This is a genomic window from Shigella sp. SIG6, assembly GCF_053555815.1.
Genome location: NZ_JBQZXC010000004.1, coordinates 1 through 19398, shown reverse-complemented (window position 1 = coordinate 19398; position 19398 = coordinate 1). Strand labels below are relative to the sequence as shown.

Genomic DNA, 19398 nt, shown 5'->3' with positions numbered 1-19398 from the left:
GACAAAACGATGATTAATTCAGAGTTATATACCAGGCTTAGCTGGGGTTGCCCCTTAATCTCTGGAGAATAACGATGATAAAACCGACGTTTTTACGCCGGGTGGCCATTGCTGCTCTGCTCTCAGGAAGTTGTTTTAGCGCCGCCGCCGCGCCTCCTGCGCCGCCCGTCTCGTATGGTGTGGAGGAAGATGTCTTCCACCCGGTACGCGCGAAACAGGGAATGGTAGCGTCTGTGGACGCCACTGCCACTCAGGTGGGGGTGGATATCCTCAAGGAGGGCGGGAATGCCGTTGATGCCGCCGTGGCGGTGGGCTACGCGCTGGCGGTAACGCATCCGCAGGCAGGGAATTTGGGCGGTGGTGGTTTTATGTTAATCCGCTCGAAAAATGGCAATACCACGGCTATCGATTTCCGCGAAATGGCACCCGCCAAAGCGACCCGCGATATGTTCCTCGATGATCAGGGCAACCCGGACAGCAAAAAATCACTCACTTCGCATCTGGCTTCCGGCACACCGGGTACGGTAGCAGGTTTCTCGCTGGCGCTGGATAAATACGGCACCATGCCGCTGAACAAAGTCGTGCAGCCCGCGTTTAAACTGGCACGCGATGGTTTTATCGTTAACGACGCGCTGGCTGACGATCTCAAAACCTACGGTAGCGAAGTGTTGCCGAATCACGAAAACAGTAAAGCTATCTTCTGGAAAGAGGGCGAGCCGCTGAAAAAGGGCGACACGCTGGTGCAGGCGAACCTGGCAAAGAGCCTGGAGATGATTGCTGAAAACGGCCCGGACGAATTCTATAAAGGCACGATTGCGGAACAGATCGCCCAGGAGATGCAGAAAAACGGTGGCTTGATCACTAAAGAAGATTTAGCGGCCTATAAAGCGGTCGAACGCACTCCGATAAGCGGCGATTATCGCGGGTATCAGGTTTACTCCATGCCACCGCCATCCTCCGGCGGGATCCATATCGTACAAATCCTCAATATTCTGGAAAACTTCGATATGAAGAAATACGGCTTTGGCAGCGCCGATGCGATGCAAATCATGGCTGAAGCGGAGAAATACGCCTACGCCGACCGCTCGGAATATCTTGGCGACCCGGATTTTGTCAAAGTCCCGTGGCAGGCACTGACCAATAAAGCCTATGCCAAATCCATTGCCGATCAAATTGATATCAAAAAAGCGAAGCCGTCCAGTGAGATTCGCCCTGGCAAGCTTGCGCCTTATGAGAGTAATCAAACTACCCATTACTCTGTAGTGGATAAAGACGGTAACGCGGTGGCGGTGACCTATACGCTGAACACCACCTTCGGTACGGGTATTGTCGCGGGCGAGAGCGGTATTCTGCTTAATAACCAGATGGATGATTTCTCCGCCAAACCGGGCGTACCGAACGTTTACGGGCTGGTGGGCGGTGATGCCAACGCCGTCGGGCCGAACAAACTCCCGCTGTCGTCGATGTCGCCGACCATTGTGGTGAAAGACGGTAAAACCTGGCTGGTTACCGGTAGCCTAGGCGGTAGCCGGATTATCACCACGGTGCTGCAAATGGTGGTGAATAGCATCGATTATGGCATGAACGTCGCCGAAGCGACCAATGCGCCGCGTTTCCACCATCAGTGGTTGCCGGACGAGCTGCGTGTCGAAAAAGGGTTTAGCCCGGATACGCTCAAGCTGCTGGAAGCAAAAGGTCAGAAAGTGGCGCTGAAAGAGGCGATGGGCAGCACACAAAGCATTATGGTTGGGCCGGACGGTGAGTTGTACGGCGCATCCGACCCGCGCTCGGTGGATGATTTAACGGCGGGGTATTAATATCTTAAGCCCTCCCGGTAGGTGAGGGCTTAAATGACAAACTTAGATTGCAAATTCTCTATTTCACCCGCGCCATATAATACGCATCGACATATTCACCATTACGCAATGCGTACTTCTTACCGGTCCCTTCAATCTCAAAGCCGAATTTTTTATAGACCTTAATTGCTGGCGCGTTATCGACAAACACGGTTAGTTCAATGCGATCTACCCGTAACCAGTTGTCGCACATTTCAATCATCTCTCGCATCAGGGCGCTGGCGACGCCGCGGTTCTTCCAACGAGAGTCGACACAGATACCAAAATCGGCAACATGACTGCGGCGTGGGCGCTGTTGCACGTCAATGGTGAGATGGCCCACGACGTCTCCATCAATACAGGCGACGAGTTGCTTGATGCCGGGACGATCGGCGAGTCGCTCCTGCCACATATGATCGGAAGGATGAGGCACCTGTAGTGTGTTGCAATACACCTCCGGCTGGGCGTGAATCTGCCTGATGGCCTCGTAATCCCGTGTTTCTGCGTGGCGTATTACTATCTCACTCATTCCTTTGTCCTCTTTGGGGTAAATGTCCCTTTCAACATCATTGACTTTCAAATGCGAGTCAAATGCATTTTTTTGCAAAAAGTGTTGGACAAGTGCGAATGAGAATGATTATTATTGTCTCGCGATCAGGAAGACCCTCGCGGAGAACCTGAAAGCACGACATTGCTCACATTGCTTCCAGTATTACTTAGCCAGCCGGGTGCTGGCTTTTTTTTTGATCTTTCGTTCTCAATTTATCCACGGGAGTGCTTGTGTTCGTTATGCGCACTCCAGTAGGAACCACGTCCGCTTTGCGCTAAGGTGTAAATAACCACCTTAAAAAGGACGAAATCATGGTCATCAACTGCGCCTTTATTGGCTTCGGCAAAAGCACCACCCGTTACCATCTGCCGTATGTACTTAACCGCAAGGATAGCTGGCATGTCGCGCATATTTTTCGTCGCCATGCGAAGCCGGAAGAACAGGCTCCCATTTACTCTCATATCCATTTCACCAGCGATCTCGACGAAGTGCTAAACGATCCCGATGTTAAGTTGGTTGTTGTCTGCACCCATGCGGACAGCCACTTCGAGTACGCGAAGCGCGCGCTGGAAGCCGGGAAAAATGTGCTGGTCGAAAAAACGTTCACTCCGACACTTGCGCAGGCGAAAGAGCTGTTTGCACTGGCGAAAAGCAAAGGGCTGACCGTCACGCCATATCAGAATCGTCGCTTTGATTCCTGCTTCCTGACGGCGAAAAAAGCGATTGAAAGCGGCAAGCTGGGAGAGATTGTCGAAGTGGAAAGCCATTTTGACTATTACCGCCCGGTGGCAGAAACCAAACCTGGACTGCCGCAGGATGGCGCGTTCTATGGCCTTGGTGTGCATACGATGGACCAGATTATTTCTCTGTTCGGTCGCCCGGATCACGTCGCTTATGACATCCGCAGCCTGCGTAATAAAGCCAATCCTGACGACACCTTTGAAGCGCAACTGTTTTATGGCGACCTGAAAGCCATCGTCAAAACCAGCCATCTGGTGAAAATCGATTATCCGAAATTTATCGTTCACGGTAAGAAAGGTTCGTTTATTAAATACGGTATCGACCAGCAGGAAACCAGCCTGAAGGCTAATATTATGCCGGGCGAACCGGGATTCGCAGCGGATGATTCGGTCGGTGTGCTGGAGTATGTCAATGACGAGGGTGTGACGGTCAGAGAAGAGATGAAGCCGGAGATGGGCTATTACGGGCGCGTTTATGATGCGTTGTATCAAACCATCACCCACGGTGCGCCAAATTACGTCAAGGAATCTGAAGTTCTTACCAATCTGGAAATCCTTGAACGCGGATTTGAGCAAGCCTCTCCCTCCACAGTGACTCTCGCGAATTAAGTTTGATGGCCCCTCGAATAGTTCAATTTTTTTGAACAGAGGGGTCAATTTTCACCCTCTATCATCCCAGGCAGATCGGGTCCACACTAAGCCCATCGAAATCATTCAGGGGGCGAATACAAATGATCTACTTACGCAAAGCAAATGAACGTGGTCATGCAAATCATGGCTGGCTGGACTCCTGGCATACTTTCTCTTTTGCCAACTATTACGATCCGAACTTTATGGGCTTCTCCGCGCTGCGCGTGATTAACGACGACGTGATTGAAGCAGGGCAGGGCTTCGGCACTCACCCGCATAAAGATATGGAAATTTTGACCTACGTGCTGGAAGGTACTGTTGAGCATCAGGACAGCATGGGCAATAAAGAGCAGGTTCCGGCGGGTGAGTTCCAGATTATGAGTGCGGGTACGGGTATTCGTCACTCAGAGTACAACCCAAGCAGCACCGAGCGTCTGCATCTGTATCAGATCTGGATCATGCCTGAAGAAAATGGCATTACGCCGCGTTATGAACAGCGTCGCTTCGATGCCGTGCAGGGCAAACAGCTGGTGCTCTCGCCGGATGCGCGAGATGGTTCGCTGAAAGTGCATCAGGATATGGAACTGTATCGTTGGGCGTTGCTGAAAGATGAGCAGTCGGTGCATCAGATTGCCGCTGAACGCCGCGTCTGGATCCAGGTGGTAAAAGGCAATGTTACCATTAACGGCGTGAAAGCCTCGACCAGCGATGGTCTGGCAATCTGGGATGAGCAGGCAATCTCCATCCATGCGGATAGCGACAGCGAAGTGTTACTGTTCGATCTGCCGCCGGTTTAAAACTCAACGGCATCTTTGAAGCCTGCCTTTTTGCAGGCTTCCTCGCTCGCTCCGGTCGCGTGCTGATGCACGCTTCCGGGGTTTTGCCGCGTCGTTAGCACAATGCGATGCAATTGATTTAGTGTATATCTAATAATTGTAAACAAGCACTGTTTTCCCCGGGAAGGTTCTGATGCGTCCGTGTTAAACTAAGAGAATCTATCTCTTTTGTACCTTCAGGACGATGAAAAAGAAAAGACCCGTACTTCAGGATGTGGCTGACCGTGTAGGCGTGACCAAAATGACGGTCAGCCGTTTTTTACGCAACCCGGAGCAGGTTTCCGTCGCTCTACGCGGCAAGATTGCCGCCGCTCTTGATGAACTGGGCTATATTCCCAATCGTGCGCCCGATATCCTCTCTAACGCTACCAGCCGGGCGATTGGCGTCCTGTTACCTTCTCTTACCAACCAGGTTTTCGCGGAAGTATTACGCGGAATCGAAAGCGTCACCGACGCGCACGGTTATCAGACCATGCTGGCGCACTACGGTTATAAACCGGAAATGGAGCAAGAACGTCTCGAATCCATGCTCTCCTGGAATATCGACGGCCTGATCCTCACCGAACGTACCCACACGCCGCGCACCTTAAAGATGATTGAAGTGGCGGGGATCCCGGTGGTGGAGTTGATGGACAGCCAGTCGCCGTGCCTCGATATCGCCGTCGGTTTTGATAACTTTGAAGCGGCACGCCAGATGACTACCGCCATTATTGCTCGCGGGCATCGCCACATTGCCTATCTCGGCGCACGTCTCGACGAACATACTATCATCAAACAGAAGGGATACGAACAGGCGATGCTGGATGCAGACCTGGTGCCATATAGCGTGATGGTTGAGCAATCTTCTTCTTACTCTTCCGGTATTGAACTGATTCGCCAGGCGCGGCGGGAATATCCGCAGCTGGATGGCGTGTTCTGTACTAATGATGATCTGGCGGTCGGCGCGGCGTTTGAATGTCAGCGTCTGGGGTTAAAAGTTCCTGACGATATGGCGATTGCCGGTTTCCACGGTCATGACATTGGTCAGGTGATGGAGCCACGACTTGCGAGCGTGCTGACGCCGCGTGAGCGGATGGGCAGTATTGGCGCTGAACGCCTGCTGGCGCGTATTCGTGGCGAATCTGTGACACCGAAAATGTTAGATTTAGGTTTCACCTTGTCACCGGGCGGATCTATTTAAGCCCACAAATTTGAAGTAGCTCACACTTATACACTTAAGGCACGGATGGATATTGCTTCTGATATTGTCCGGCTGGATAATGTTACCGATAACAGTTACCCGTAACATTTTTAATTCTTGTATTGTGGGGGCACCACTTTGAGCACGACTAACCATGATCACCACATTTACGTCTTGATGGGCGTATCGGGCAGCGGCAAATCTGCGGTCGCCAGTGAAGTGGCGCATCAACTTCATGCCGCGTTTCTTGATGGCGATTTCCTCCATCCACGGCGCAATATCGAAAAAATGGCGTCTGGCGAACCGCTGAATGACGACGATCGCAAACCCTGGTTGCAGGCGCTGAACGACTCCGCGTTTGCTATGCAGCGCACCAATAAAGTGTCGCTGATCGCCTGTTCTGCACTGAAAAAGCACTATCGCGACTTGCTGCGTGAAGGTAATCCGAATCTCTCTTTCATCTACCTGAAAGGCGATTTTGATGTGATTGAAAGTCGCCTGAAAGCGCGCAAAGGCCATTTCTTTAAAACCCAAATGTTGGTGACGCAGTTTGAAACGCTGCAGGAGCCGGGTGCGGACGAAACCGATGTACTGGTGGTGGATATCGATCAACCGCTGGAAGGTGTTGTGGCAAGCACCATTGAGGTTATTAAAAAAGGCAAATAAGTAGTGACTACATTAACGCTTGTTTTAACAGCAGTAGGGTCTGTTTTACTGCTGCTGTTTTTAGTCATGAAGGCGCGTATGCACGCTTTCCTGGCTTTGATGGTGGTGTCCATGGGGGCTGGCCTTTTTTCCGGTATGCCGCTCGATAAAATCGCAGCGACGATGGAAAAAGGGATGGTAGGCACCCTCGGCTTCCTGGCGGTGGTTGTCGCCCTGGGAGCTATGTTTGGCAAGATCTTATATGAAACCGGCGCAGTCGATCAGATTGCCGTAAAAATGCTCAAATCCTTCGGTCACAGCCGCGCGCATTATGCCATCGGCCTTGCGGGGCTGGTCTGTGCGCTACCGCTGTTCTTTGAAGTGGCGATTGTTCTGCTGATTAGCGTTGCTTTCTCAATGGCGCGCCACACCGGTACGAACCTGGTGAAGCTGGTAATCCCATTATTCGCAGGCGTGGCGGCCGCGGCAGCGTTCCTGGTGCCTGGGCCAGCGCCAATGCTGCTGGCATCGCAGATGAATGCCGACTTTGGCTGGATGATCCTGATTGGCCTGTGTGCGGCAATTCCGGGAATGATTATTGCCGGGCCGCTGTGGGGTAACTTCATCAGCCGTTACGTTGAGCTGCATATTCCTGACGACATCAGCGAACCGCATCTCGGCGAAGGTAAAATGCCATCTTTCGGATTCAGCCTGTCGCTGATCCTGTTGCCGCTGGTGCTGGTGGGGCTGAAAACCATTGCCGCGCGTTTTGTGCCAGAAGGCTCTACCGCTTACGAATGGTTCGAGTTTATTGGTCATCCGTTTACCGCGATTCTGGTTGCTTGTCTGGTAGCGATTTATGGCCTGGCAATGCGTCAGGGCATGCCAAAAGACAAAGTGATGGAGATTTGCGGTCACGCGCTGCAACCGGCGGGGATCATTCTGCTGGTGATTGGTGCAGGCGGCGTGTTCAAACAGGTGCTGGTTGACTCTGGCGTAGGTCCGGCACTGGGCGAAGCGTTAACCGGCATGGGCCTGCCGATTGCTATCACCTGCTTCGTGCTGGCTGCTGCAGTGCGCATCATTCAGGGGTCTGCCACCGTAGCCTGTTTAACGGCGGTGGGACTGGTGATGCCAGTCATTGAACAACTGAACTACTCTGGTGCGCAAATGGCGGCACTGTCGATTTGTATCGCTGGTGGTTCGATTGTTGTCAGCCACGTTAACGACGCTGGTTTCTGGTTGTTCGGTAAATTTACCGGCGCGACCGAAGCCGAAACGCTGAAAACCTGGACCATGATGGAAACCATCCTCGGCACTGTTGGTGCCATCGTTGGGATGATTGCGTTCCAGCTGTTGAGTTAAGTTTGTTCGCCCGGTAGTTGTGACGCTACCGGGCTCTTTTCGAAAAACTCTCCTCGTTACCCCTTCATCCACATTCGAATGCCGTCGAGGAACATCTGAGTTGCCATCATCACCAGAATCAATCCCATCAGGCGTTCAAGTGCGTTCACCCCTTTCTCGCCCAGCAGACGTAAAAATAGCGAAGACTGTAGCAGGATGACAAAGGTGCCGCCCCAGGCCAGCAGCAGAGCAATCACCAGATGTCCCATCTGATTCGGGTACTGATGAGACAACAACATCAGCGTGGCGAGAATAGTCGGCCCGGCGACTAACGGAATTGCCAACGGCACGATAAATGGCTCTTCACCTGCCGGAAGCCCGCTGCTATTTCCTGAAGCGCTGGGGAAAATCATCTTAATGGCGATTAGAAACAGAATGATGCCGCCAGAAATGGAGACGGTTTCTGCTCGCAGGCTGAGAAATGCCAGAATTTTCTCACCCGCAAACAGGAACACCAGCATCACCAGGAGAGCAATAAGCAACTCTCGCACCATGATTGCCCGCCGTCTTTTCGGTTCAGTATGTTTCAGTACGGACATGAAAATAGGCAGGTTTCCGAGCGGATCCATAATCAGGATCAATAAAACTGCTGCAGAAATGATTTCATTCATAACTCAAATTCCCTGATAATTGCCGCGGACTTTCTGCGTGCTAACAAAGCAGGATAAGTCGCATTACTGATGGCTTCGCTATCATTGATTAATTTCACTTGCGACTTTGGCTGCTTTTTGTATGGTGAAAGATGTGCCAAGAGGAGACCGGCACATTTATACAGCACACATCTTTGCAGGAAAAAACGCTTATGAAAAATGTTGGTTTTATCGGCTGGCGCGGTATGGTCGGCTCCGTTCTCATGCAACGCATGGTTGAAGAGCGCGACTTCGACGCCATTCGCCCTGTCTTCTTTTCTACTTCTCAGCTTGGCCAGGCTGCGCCGTCTTTTGGCGGAACCACTGGCACACTTCAGGATGCCTTTGATCTGGAGGCGCTAAAGGCCCTCGATATCATTGTGACCTGTCAGGGCGGCGATTATACCAACGAAATCTATCCAAAGCTTCGTGAAAGCGGATGGCAAGGTTACTGGATTGACGCAGCATCGTCTCTGCGCATGAAAGATGACGCCATCATCATTCTTGACCCCGTCAATCAGGACGTCATTACCGACGGATTAAATAATGGCATCAGGACTTTTGTTGGCGGTAACTGTACCGTAAGCCTGATGTTGATGTCGTTGGGTGGTTTATTCGCCAATGATCTTGTTGATTGGGTGTCCGTTGCAACCTACCAGGCCGCTTCCGGCGGTGGTGCGCGACATATGCGTGAGTTATTAACCCAGATGGGCCATCTGTATGGCCATGTGGCAGATGAACTCGCGACCCCGTCCTCTGCTATTCTCGATATCGAACGCAAAGTCACAACCTTAACCCGTAGCGGTGAGCTGCCGGTGGATAACTTTGGCGTGCCGCTGGCGGGTAGCCTGATTCCGTGGATCGACAAACAGCTCGATAACGGTCAGAGCCGCGAAGAGTGGAAAGGGCAGGCGGAAACCAACAAGATCCTCAACACATCTTCCGTAATTCCGGTAGATGGTTTATGTGTGCGTGTCGGGGCATTGCGCTGCCACAGCCAGGCATTCACTATTAAATTGAAAAAAGATGTGTCTATTCCGACCGTCGAAGAACTGCTGGCTGCGCACAATCCGTGGGCGAAAGTCGTTCCGAACGATCGGGAAATCACTATGCGTGAGCTAACCCCAGCTGCCGTTACCGGCACGCTGACCACGCCGGTAGGCCGCCTGCGTAAGCTGAATATGGGACCAGAGTTCCTGTCAGCCTTTACCGTGGGCGACCAGCTGCTGTGGGGGGCCGCGGAGCCGCTGCGTCGGATGCTTCGTCAACTGGCGTAATCTTTATTCATTAAATCTGGGGCGCGATGCCGCCCCTGTTAGTGCGTAATACAGGAGTAAGCGCAGATGTTTCATGATTTACCGGGAGTTAAATAGAGCATTGGCTATTCTTTAAGGGTGGCTGAATACATGAGTATTCACAGCCTTACCTGAAGTGAGGACGACGTAGAGAGGATGCACAGAGTGCTGCGCCGTTCAGGTCAAAAAAATGTCACAACCAGAAGTCAAAAATCCAATTGGATGGGGTGACACAATAAAACAGGAAGACAAGCATGTCCGATCGTATCGATAGAGACGTGATTAACGCGCTAATTGCAGGCCATTTTGCGGATCCTTTTTCCGTACTGGGAATGCATAAAACCACCGCGGGACTGGAAGTCCGTGCCCTTTTACCCGACGCTACCGATGTGTGGGTGATTGAACCGAAAACCGGGCGCAAACTCGCAAAACTGGAGTGTCTCGACTCACGGGGATTCTTTAGCGGCGTCATTCCGCGACGTAAGAATTTTTTCCGCTATCAGTTGGCTGTTGTCTGGCATGGTCAGCAAAACCTGATTGATGATCCTTACCGTTTTGGTCCGCTAATCCAGGAAATGGATGCCTGGCTATTATCTGAAGGTACTCACCTGCGCCCGTATGAAACCTTAGGCGCGCATGCAGATACTATGGATGGCGTCACAGGTACGCGTTTCTCTGTCTGGGCTCCAAACGCCCGTCGGGTCTCGGTGGTTGGGCAATTCAACTACTGGGACGGTCGCCGTCACCCGATGCGCCTGCGTAAAGAGAGCGGCATCTGGGAACTGTTTATCCCTGGGGCGCATAACGGTCAGCTCTATAAATACGAGATGATTGATGCCAATGGCAACTTGCGTCTGAAGTCCGACCCTTATGCCTTCGAAACGCAAATGCGCCCGGAAACCGCGTCTCTTATTTGCGGGCTGCCGGAAAAGGTTGTACAGACTGAAGAGCGCAAAAAAGCGAATCAGTTTGATGCGCCAATCTCTATTTATGAAGTTCACCTGGGTTCCTGGCGTCGCCACACCGACAACAATTTCTGGTTGAGCTACCGCGAGCTGGCCGATCAACTGGTGCCTTATGCTAAATGGATGGGCTTTACCCACCTCGAACTACTGCCCATTAACGAGCATCCCTTCGATGGCAGTTGGGGTTATCAGCCAACCGGCCTGTATGCACCAACCCGCCGTTTTGGTACTCGCGACGACTTCCGTTATTTCATTGATGCCGCACACGCAGCTGGTCTGAACGTGATTCTCGACTGGGTGCCAGGCCACTTCCCGACTGATGACTTTGCGCTTGCCGAATTTGATGGCACGAACTTGTATGAACACAGCGATCCGCGTGAAGGCTATCATCAGGACTGGAACACGCTGATCTACAACTATGGTCGCCGTGAAGTCAGTAACTTCCTCGTCGGTAACGCGCTTTACTGGATTGAACGTTTTGGTATTGATGCGCTGCGCGTCGATGCGGTGGCGTCGATGATTTATCGTGACTACAGCCGTAAAGAGGGGGAGTGGATCCCGAACGAATTTGGCGGGCGCGAGAATCTTGAAGCGATTGAATTCTTGCGTAATACCAACCGTATTCTTGGTGAGCAGGTTTCCGGTGCGGTGACAATGGCTGAGGAGTCTACCGATTTCCCTGGCGTTTCTCGTCCGCAGGATATGGGCGGTCTGGGCTTCTGGTACAAGTGGAACCTCGGCTGGATGCATGACACCCTGGACTACATGAAGCTCGACCCGATTTATCGTCAGTATCATCACGATAAACTGACCTTCGGGATGCTCTACAACTACACTGAAAACTTCGTCCTGCCGTTGTCGCATGATGAAGTGGTCCACGGTAAAAAATCGATTCTCGACCGCATGCCGGGCGACGCATGGCAGAAATTCGCTAACCTGCGCGCTTACTATGGCTGGATGTGGGCATTTCCGGGCAAGAAACTGCTGTTCATGGGGAACGAATTTGCCCAGGGCCGCGAGTGGAACCATGACGCCAGCCTCGACTGGCATCTGTTGGAAGGCGGCGATAACTGGCACCACGGTGTCCAGCGTCTGGTGCGCGATCTGAACCTCACCTACCGCCACCATAAAGCAATGCATGAACTGGATTTTGACCCGTACGGCTTTGAATGGCTGGTGGTGGATGACAAAGAACGCTCGGTGCTGATCTTTGTGCGTCGCGATAAAGAGGGTAACGAAATTATCGTTGCCAGTAACTTTACGCCGGTGCCGCGTCATGATTATCGCTTCGGCATTAATCAGCCAGGCAAATGGCGTGAAATCCTCAATACCGATTCCATGCACTATCACGGCAGTAATGCAGGCAATGGCGGCACGGTACACAGCGATGAGATTGCCAGCCACGGTCGTCAGCATTCACTAAGCCTGACGCTACCACCGCTGGCCACTATCTGGCTGGTTCGGGAGGCAGAATGACACAACTCGCCATTGGCAAACCCGCTCCCCTCGGCGCGCATTACGACGGTCAGGGCGTCAACTTCACACTTTTCTCCGCTCATGCCGAGCGGGTAGAACTGTGTGTCTTTGACGCCAATGGCCAGGAACATCGCTATGACTTGCCAGGGAACAGTGGCGACATTTGGCACGGTTATCTGCCGGATGCGCGCCCGGGTTTGCGTTATGGTTATCGCGTTCATGGCCCCTGGCAACCCGCCGAGGGGCATCGCTTTAACCCGGCGAAGTTGTTGATTGATCCTTGCGCGCGGCAAATTGACGGGGAGTTTAAAGATAACCCGCTGCTGCACGCCGGTCATAATGAACCTGACTATCGCGACAACGCCGCCATTGCGCCGAAATGCGTAGTGGTGGTTGATCACTATGACTGGGAAGATGACGCCCCGCCGCGCACGCCGTGGGGCAGCACCATCATTTATGAAGCCCATGTCAAAGGATTAACGTACTTGCACCCGGAGATCCCGGTCGAGATCCGTGGCACTTATAAAGCCCTCGGGCATCCGGTGATGATCAACTATTTGAAACAATTGGGCATTACCGCGCTGGAACTGCTGCCAGTGGCGCAGTTTGCCAGTGAACCACGTCTGCAACGCATGGGGCTAAGTAACTACTGGGGTTACAACCCGGTGGCGATGTTTGCGCTGCATCCGGCGTATGCCTGCTCGCCAGAAACGGCGCTGGATGAGTTTCGCGATGCAATCAAAGCACTGCATAAAGCGGGTATCGAAGTCATTCTTGATATCGTGCTCAACCATAGTGCGGAACTGGACCTCGACGGCCCGTTATTCTCGCTGCGTGGGATCGATAACCGTAGCTATTATTGGATAAGAGAAGACGGCGATTATCACAACTGGACCGGTTGCGGCAACACGCTCAATTTGAGTCATCCGGCGGTGGTGGATTATGCCAGCGCCTGCCTGCGTTATTGGGTAGAAACCTGCCACGTCGATGGTTTCCGCTTTGATCTGGCGGCAGTCATGGGTCGTACGCCAGAGTTCCGTCAGGATGCGCCGTTGTTTACCGCTATCCAGAACTGCCCGGTGCTCTCGCAGGTGAAGTTAATTGCTGAACCGTGGGATATCGCTCCTAGTGGTTATCAGGTGGGAAATTTCCCGCCGCTGTTTGCCGAGTGGAACGATCATTTCCGCGATGCTGCCCGTCGTTTCTGGCTACATTATGATTTGCCTCTGGGGGCGTTTGCCGGGCGTTTTGCTGCCTCCAGCGATGTTTTTAAACGTAATGGTCGTCTGCCGAGTGCCGCGATTAATCTCGTCACCGCGCATGACGGTTTTACGCTTCGCGACTGCGTTTGCTTCAACCATAAACACAATGAAGCAAACGGAGAAGAAAATCGCGACGGGACCAACAACAATTACAGTAACAATCATGGTAAAGAAGGGTTAGGCGGTACTCTTGACCTGGTTGAACGGCGGCGCGACAGCATTCATGCCCTGTTAACAACGTTGTTGCTCTCCCAGGGCACGCCGATGTTACTGGCCGGTGACGAACATGGTCACAGCCAGCATGGCAATAACAATGCCTACTGTCAGGATAACCAATTAAACTGGTTGGACTGGTCGCAGGCAAGCAGTGGTTTAACCGCATTTACCGCCGCGTTAATCCATCTGCGCAAGCGCATTCCCGCTTTGGTGGAGAATCGCTGGTGGGAAGAAGGTGACGGCAATGTCCGTTGGCTAAATCGATATGCTCAACCTTTAAGCACGGATGAGTGGCAAAACGGGCCGAAACAGCTGCAAATTCTGCTCTCGGATCGCTTTTTGATCGCAATTAACGCCACGCTTGAGGTAACAGAGATTGTTTTACCTGCTGGGGAGTGGCACGCCATTCCCCCATTCGCTGGAGAGGATAACCCAGTGATTACGGTTGTCTGGCAGGGACCTGCACACGGATTGTGTGTGTTCCAGAGATGATAAAAAAGGAGTTAGTCATGGTTAGTTTAGAGAAGAACGATCACTTAATGTTGGCGCGCCAGCTGCCATTGAAATCTGTTGCCCTGATACTGGCGGGAGGACGTGGTACCCGCCTGAAGGATTTAACCAATAAGCGAGCAAAACCGGCCGTACACTTCGGCGGTAAGTTCCGCATTATTGACTTTGCGCTGTCTAACTGCAACAACTCTGGGATCCGTCGTATGGGCGTGATCACCCAGTACCAGTCCCACACTCTGGTGCAGCACATTCAGCGCGGCTGGTCATTCTTCAATGAAGAAATGAACGAGTTTGTCGATCTGCTGCCAGCACAGCAGAGAATGAAAGGGGAAAACTGGTATCGCGGCACCGCAGATGCGGTCACCCAAAACCTCGACATTATCCGCCGTTATAAAGCGGAATACGTGGTGATCCTGGCGGGCGACCATATCTACAAGCAAGACTACTCGCGTATGCTTATCGATCACGTCGAAAAAGGCGCACGTTGCACCGTTGCTTGTATGCCAGTACCGATTGAAGAAGCCTCCGCATTTGGCGTTATGGCGGTTGATGAGAACGATAAAATTATCGAATTCGTTGAAAAACCTGCTAACCCACCGTCAATGCCGAACGATCCGAGCAAATCTCTGGCGAGTATGGGTATCTACGTCTTTGACGCCGACTATCTGTATGAACTGCTGGAAGAAGACGATCGTGATGAGAACTCCAGCCACGACTTTGGCAAAGATTTGATTCCCAAGATCACCGAAGCCGGTCTGGCCTATGCGCACCCGTTCCCGCTCTCTTGCGTACAATCCGACCCGGATGCCGAGCCGTACTGGCGCGATGTGGGTACGCTGGAAGCTTACTGGAAAGCGAATCTCGATCTGGCCTCTGTGGTGCCGGAACTGGATATGTACGATCGCAATTGGCCAATTCGCACCTACAATGAATCATTACCGCCAGCGAAATTCGTGCAGGATCGCTCCGGTAGCCACGGGATGACCCTTAACTCACTGGTATCCGGCGGTTGTGTGATCTCCGGTTCGGTGGTGGTGCAGTCCGTTCTGTTCTCGCGCGTTCGCGTGAATTCATTCTGCAACATTGATTCCGCCGTATTGTTACCGGAAGTATGGGTAGGTCGCTCGTGCCGTCTGCGCCGCTGCGTCATCGATCGTGCTTGTGTTATCCCGGAAGGCATGGTGATTGGTGAAAACGCAGAGGAAGATGCACGTCGTTTCTATCGTTCAGAAGAAGGCATCGTGCTGGTAACGCGCGAAATGCTACGGAAGTTAGGGCATAAACAGGAGCGATAATGCAGGTTTTACATGTATGTTCAGAGATGTTCCCGCTGCTTAAAACCGGCGGTCTGGCTGATGTTATTGGGGCATTACCCGCAGCACAAATCGCAGACGGCGTTGACGCTCGCGTACTGTTGCCTGCATTTCCCGATATTCGCCGTGGCGTGACCGATGCGCAGGTAGTATCCCGTCGTGATACTTTCGCCGGGCATATCACGCTGTTGTTCGGTCATTACAACGGGGTTGGCATATACCTGATTGACGCGCCGCATCTCTATGATCGTCCGGGAAGCCCGTATCACGATACCAACTTATTTGCCTATACCGACAACGTATTGCGTTTTGCGCTGCTGGGGTGGGTTGGGGCAGAAATGGCCAGCGGGCTTGACCCATTCTGGCGTCCTGATGTGGTGCATGCGCACGACTGGCATGCAGGTCTTGCGCCTGCGTATCTGGCGGCGCGCGGGCGTCCTGCGAAGTCGGTGTTTACTGTGCACAACCTGGCCTATCAAGGCATGTTTTATGCACATCACATGAATGACATCCAATTGCCATGGTCATTCTTTAATATTCATGGGCTGGAATTCAACGGACAAATCTCTTTCCTGAAGGCCGGTCTGTACTATGCCGATCACATTACGGCGGTCAGTCCAACCTACGCTCGCGAGATCACCGAACCGCAGTTTGCCTACGGTATGGAAGGTCTGTTGCAACAGCGTCACCGTGAAGGGCGTCTTTCAGGCGTACTGAACGGCGTGGACGAGAAAATCTGGAGTCCAGAGACGGACTTACTGTTGGCCTCGCGTTACACCCGCGATACGTTGGAAGATAAAGCGGAAAATAAGCGCCAGTTACAAATCGCAATGGGGCTTAAGGTTGACGATAAAGTGCCGCTTTTTGCAGTGGTGAGCCGTCTGACCAGCCAGAAAGGTCTCGACCTGGTGCTGGAAGCCTTACCGGGGCTTCTGGAGCAGGGCGGGCAGCTGGCGCTACTCGGCGCGGGCGATCCGGTGCTGCAGGAAGGTTTCCTTGCGGCGGCAGCGGAATACCCCGGTCAGGTGGGCGTTCAGATTGGCTATCACGAAGCATTTTCGCATCGCATTATGGGCGGCGCGGACGTCATTCTGGTGCCCAGCCGTTTTGAACCGTGCGGCTTAACGCAACTTTATGGATTGAAGTACGGTACGCTGCCGTTAGTGCGGCGCACCGGTGGGCTTGCTGATACGGTTTCTGACTGTTCTCTTGAGAACCTTGCAGATGGCGTCGCCAGTGGGTTTGTCTTTGAAGATAGTAATGCCTGGTCGCTGTTACGGGCTATTCGGCGTGCTTTTGTACTGTGGTCCCGTCCTTCACTGTGGCGGTTTGTGCAACGTCAGGCTATGGCAATGGATTTTAGCTGGCAGGTCGCGGCGAAGTCGTACCGTGAGCTTTACTATCGCTTGAAATAGTTTTCAGGAAACGCCTATATGAATGCTCCGTTTACATATTCATCGCCCACGCTTAGCGTAGAAGCTCTTAAGCACTCTATCGCTTACAAGCTGATGTTTACGATTGGAAAGGACCCGGTCGTCGCCAATAAACATGAATGGCTGAACGCAACGTTATTTGCTGTGCGCGATCGTCTCGTGGAGCGCTGGTTACGTTCAAACCGTGCCCAGTTGTCGCAAGAAACTCGTCAGGTTTACTACCTGTCGATGGAGTTTTTGATTGGCCGTACGCTCTCCAACGCCATGTTGTCGCTAGGAATTTACGAAGATGTACAGGGCGCACTGGAAGCGATGGGGTTAAATCTCGAAGAGCTGATTGATGAAGAAAATGACCCCGGCCTCGGTAACGGTGGCCTGGGACGTCTGGCGGCTTGCTTCCTTGATTCTCTGGCGACGTTAGGGTTGCCGGGGCGCGGTTACGGCATCCGCTATGACTACGGTATGTTCAAGCAGAACATCGTTAACGGTAGCCAGAAAGAGTCGCCAGACTACTGGCTGGAATACGGTAACCCGTGGGAATTCAAACGCCACAACACGCGCTATAAAGTCCGTTTTGGTGGTCGCATTCAGCAGGAAGGTAAAAAAACGCGCTGGATTGAAACCGAAGAGATTCTGGGAGTCGCTTACGATCAGATAATCCCTGGTTACGACACCGACGCGACCAACACGCTGCGTTTGTGGAGTGCGCAAGCCAGTAGCGAAATTAACCTCGGTAAATTCAACCAGGGTGACTACTTCGCGGCAGTGGAAGATAAAAACCACTCCGAGAACGTATCTCGCGTACTGTATCCGGATGACTCCACCTACTCCGGGCGTGAGCTGCGCCTGCGTCAGGAATACTTCCTGGTTTCCTCGACCATTCAGGACATTTTAAGCCGCCATTATCAGTTGCATAAAACCTACGATAACCTGGCGGATAAAATCGCGATTCATCTCAATGATACCCATCCGGTACTGTCGATTCCTGAGATGATGCGTCTGCTGATCGATGAGCACCAATTTAGCTGGGACGACGCGTTTGAGGTGTGTTGTCAGGTCTTCTCCTACACTAACCACACGCTGATGAGCGAGGCGCTGGAAACCTGGCCGGTTGATATGCTGGGTAAAATTCTGCCGCGTCACCTGCAGATCATCTTTGAAATCAACGACTATTTCCTGAAAACCTTGCAGGAACAGTATCCGAACGATACCGATCTGCTGGGACGGGCGTCGATCATTGATGAATCCAACGGTCGTCGTGTGCGTATGGCCTGGCTGGCGGTTGTTGTGAGCCACAAAGTTAACGGTGTATCGGAACTGCACTCTAATCTGATGGTGCAATCGTTGTTTGCCGACTTTGCGAAAATCTTCCCGGGTCGTTTCACCAACGTCACCAACGGTGTGACGCCGCGTCGCTGGCTGGCGGTAGCGAACCCATCGCTTTCAGCCGTGCTGGACGAACACCTGGGCCGTAACTGGCGCACCGACCTTAGCCTGCTTAATGAGCTGCAACAACACTGTGATTTCCCAATGGTTAATCACGCTGTGCATCAGGCGAAGCTGGAGAACAAAAAGCGTCTGGCAGAGTATATCGCCCAGCAGCTGAATGTGGTGGTGAATCCAAAGGCGTTGTTCGATGTACAAATCAAACGTATTCACGAATACAAACGTCAATTGATGAATGTGTTGCATGTGATTACCCGCTATAACCGCATCAAGGCCGACCCGGATGCGAAGTGGGTACCGCGCGTGAATATTTTTGGCGGTAAGGCGGCTTCGGCCTATTACATGGCGAAGCACATTATTCATTTGATCAATGACGTAGCGAAAGTGATCAACAACGATCCGCAGATTGGCGATAAGCTGAAAGTCGTGTTCATCCCGAACTACAGCGTTAGCCTGGCGCAGTTGATCATTCCGGCGGCAGATCTGTCTGAACAGATTTCGCTGGCAGGGACGGAAGCTTCCGGCACCAGTAACATGAAGTTTGCGCTTAACGGTGCGCTGACTATCGGTACGTTGGACGGTGCGAATGTCGAGATGCTGGATCATGTCGGTGCTGACAATATCTTTATTTTTGGTAACACAGCGGAAGAAGTGGAAGAACTGCGTCGTCAGGGCTACAAACCGCGTGAATACTACGAGAAAGATGAGGAGCTGCATCAGGTGCTGACGCAAATCGGCAGCGGTGTATTCAGTCCGGAAGATCCGGGTCGCTATCGCGATCTGGTTGATTCGCTGATCAACTTCGGCGATCACTACCAGGTACTGGCGGATTATCGCAGCTATGTCGATTGTCAGGATAAAGTCGACGAACTCTACGAGCTTCAGGAAGAGTGGACCGCAAAAGCGATGCTGAACATTGCCAATATGGGCTACTTCTCTTCTGACCGTACTATCAAAGAGTACGCTGATCATATCTGGCATATCGATCCGGTGAGATTGTAATTTCACTAATAAATAGAACGGGGCCAAAGGG

14 protein-coding genes are annotated in these 19398 nt (G+C 52.4%); 12 read left to right on the top strand and 2 right to left on the bottom strand.

Features of this window, described 5'->3' with window-relative positions:
• Positions 1-74 precede the first annotated feature (74 nt).
• Entirely contained in the window at positions 75-1817 is a 1743-nt protein-coding gene (gene ggt / locus ACUU1M_RS01495; protein ID WP_000595079.1) for a gamma-glutamyltransferase, read from the top strand.
• A gap of 58 nt (positions 1818-1875) precedes the next feature.
• On the opposite strand, the gene yhhY is transcribed toward ggt, so the two are convergent.
• Entirely contained in the window at positions 1876-2364 is a 489-nt protein-coding gene (yhhY, locus tag ACUU1M_RS01490; RefSeq protein WP_001315054.1) for an N-acetyltransferase, read from the bottom strand.
• A 332-nt stretch (positions 2365-2696) separates the two neighbouring features.
• Between yhhY and ACUU1M_RS01485 the strand changes: the two genes are divergently transcribed.
• From ACUU1M_RS01485 to gntU, 5 genes are all read left to right on the top strand, one after another.
• Positions 2697-3734 (top strand): oxidoreductase, encoded by a 1038-nt coding sequence (locus tag ACUU1M_RS01485; RefSeq protein ID WP_000236313.1) that lies wholly within the window; start codon positions 2697-2699, stop codon positions 3732-3734.
• A 122-nt stretch (positions 3735-3856) separates the two neighbouring features.
• A complete protein-coding gene (yhhW, locus tag ACUU1M_RS01480; RefSeq protein ID WP_000639811.1) occupies positions 3857-4552 on the top strand; it encodes a quercetin 2,3-dioxygenase in 696 nt (231 codons plus the stop codon).
• 223 nt (positions 4553-4775) lie between these two features.
• Complete coding sequence (gene gntR, locus ACUU1M_RS01475; protein ID WP_000730261.1) at positions 4776-5771, top strand: gluconate operon transcriptional repressor GntR; 996 nt, start codon at positions 4776-4778, stop codon at positions 5769-5771.
• A gap of 138 nt (positions 5772-5909) precedes the next feature.
• Positions 5910-6437, top strand: a complete 528-nt coding sequence (gene gntK / locus ACUU1M_RS01470) for a gluconokinase (RefSeq protein ID WP_000108334.1) — start codon at positions 5910-5912, stop codon at positions 6435-6437.
• A 3-nt stretch (positions 6438-6440) separates the two neighbouring features.
• Positions 6441-7781, top strand: coding sequence for a gluconate transporter (gene gntU, locus ACUU1M_RS01465; RefSeq protein ID WP_000210127.1), 1341 nt, complete (start codon positions 6441-6443; stop codon positions 7779-7781).
• Positions 7782-7837: 56 nt separating this feature from the next.
• On the opposite strand, the gene yhgN is transcribed toward gntU, so the two are convergent.
• Positions 7838-8431 carry an NAAT family transporter YhgN gene (gene yhgN / locus ACUU1M_RS01460; RefSeq protein WP_001002544.1) on the bottom strand — a complete coding sequence of 198 codons (594 nt, stop codon included), beginning with the start codon at positions 8429-8431 and terminating at the stop codon, positions 7838-7840.
• Between the two features lie 191 nt (positions 8432-8622).
• Between yhgN and asd the strand changes: the two genes are divergently transcribed.
• The 6 genes from asd (at position 8623) to glgP (ending at position 19367) form a co-directional block, all read left to right on the top strand.
• Entirely contained in the window at positions 8623-9726 is a 1104-nt protein-coding gene (gene asd / locus ACUU1M_RS01455) for an aspartate-semialdehyde dehydrogenase (RefSeq protein ID WP_000799956.1), read from the top strand.
• A gap of 272 nt (positions 9727-9998) precedes the next feature.
• Positions 9999-12185, top strand: coding sequence for a 1,4-alpha-glucan branching enzyme (gene glgB / locus ACUU1M_RS01450; protein ID WP_001283739.1), 2187 nt, complete (start codon positions 9999-10001; stop codon positions 12183-12185).
• Positions 12182-14155, top strand: a complete 1974-nt coding sequence (gene glgX / locus ACUU1M_RS01445) for a glycogen debranching protein GlgX (RefSeq protein WP_000192556.1) — start codon at positions 12182-12184, stop codon at positions 14153-14155. Before glgB ends, glgX begins: the two co-directional genes overlap by 4 nt.
• Positions 14156-14172: 17 nt before the next feature.
• Positions 14173-15468: a glucose-1-phosphate adenylyltransferase gene (gene glgC / locus ACUU1M_RS01440; protein ID WP_152028846.1), complete on the top strand. Its 1296-nt coding sequence runs from the start codon at positions 14173-14175 to the stop codon at positions 15466-15468.
• Positions 15468-16901: a glycogen synthase GlgA gene (gene glgA / locus ACUU1M_RS01435; RefSeq protein ID WP_001197646.1), complete on the top strand. Its 1434-nt coding sequence runs from the start codon at positions 15468-15470 to the stop codon at positions 16899-16901. Before glgC ends, glgA begins: the two co-directional genes overlap by 1 nt.
• A gap of 18 nt (positions 16902-16919) precedes the next feature.
• A complete protein-coding gene (glgP, locus tag ACUU1M_RS01430; protein ID WP_000993449.1) occupies positions 16920-19367 on the top strand; it encodes a glycogen phosphorylase in 2448 nt (815 codons plus the stop codon).
• Positions 19368-19398: the final 31 nt, after the last annotated feature.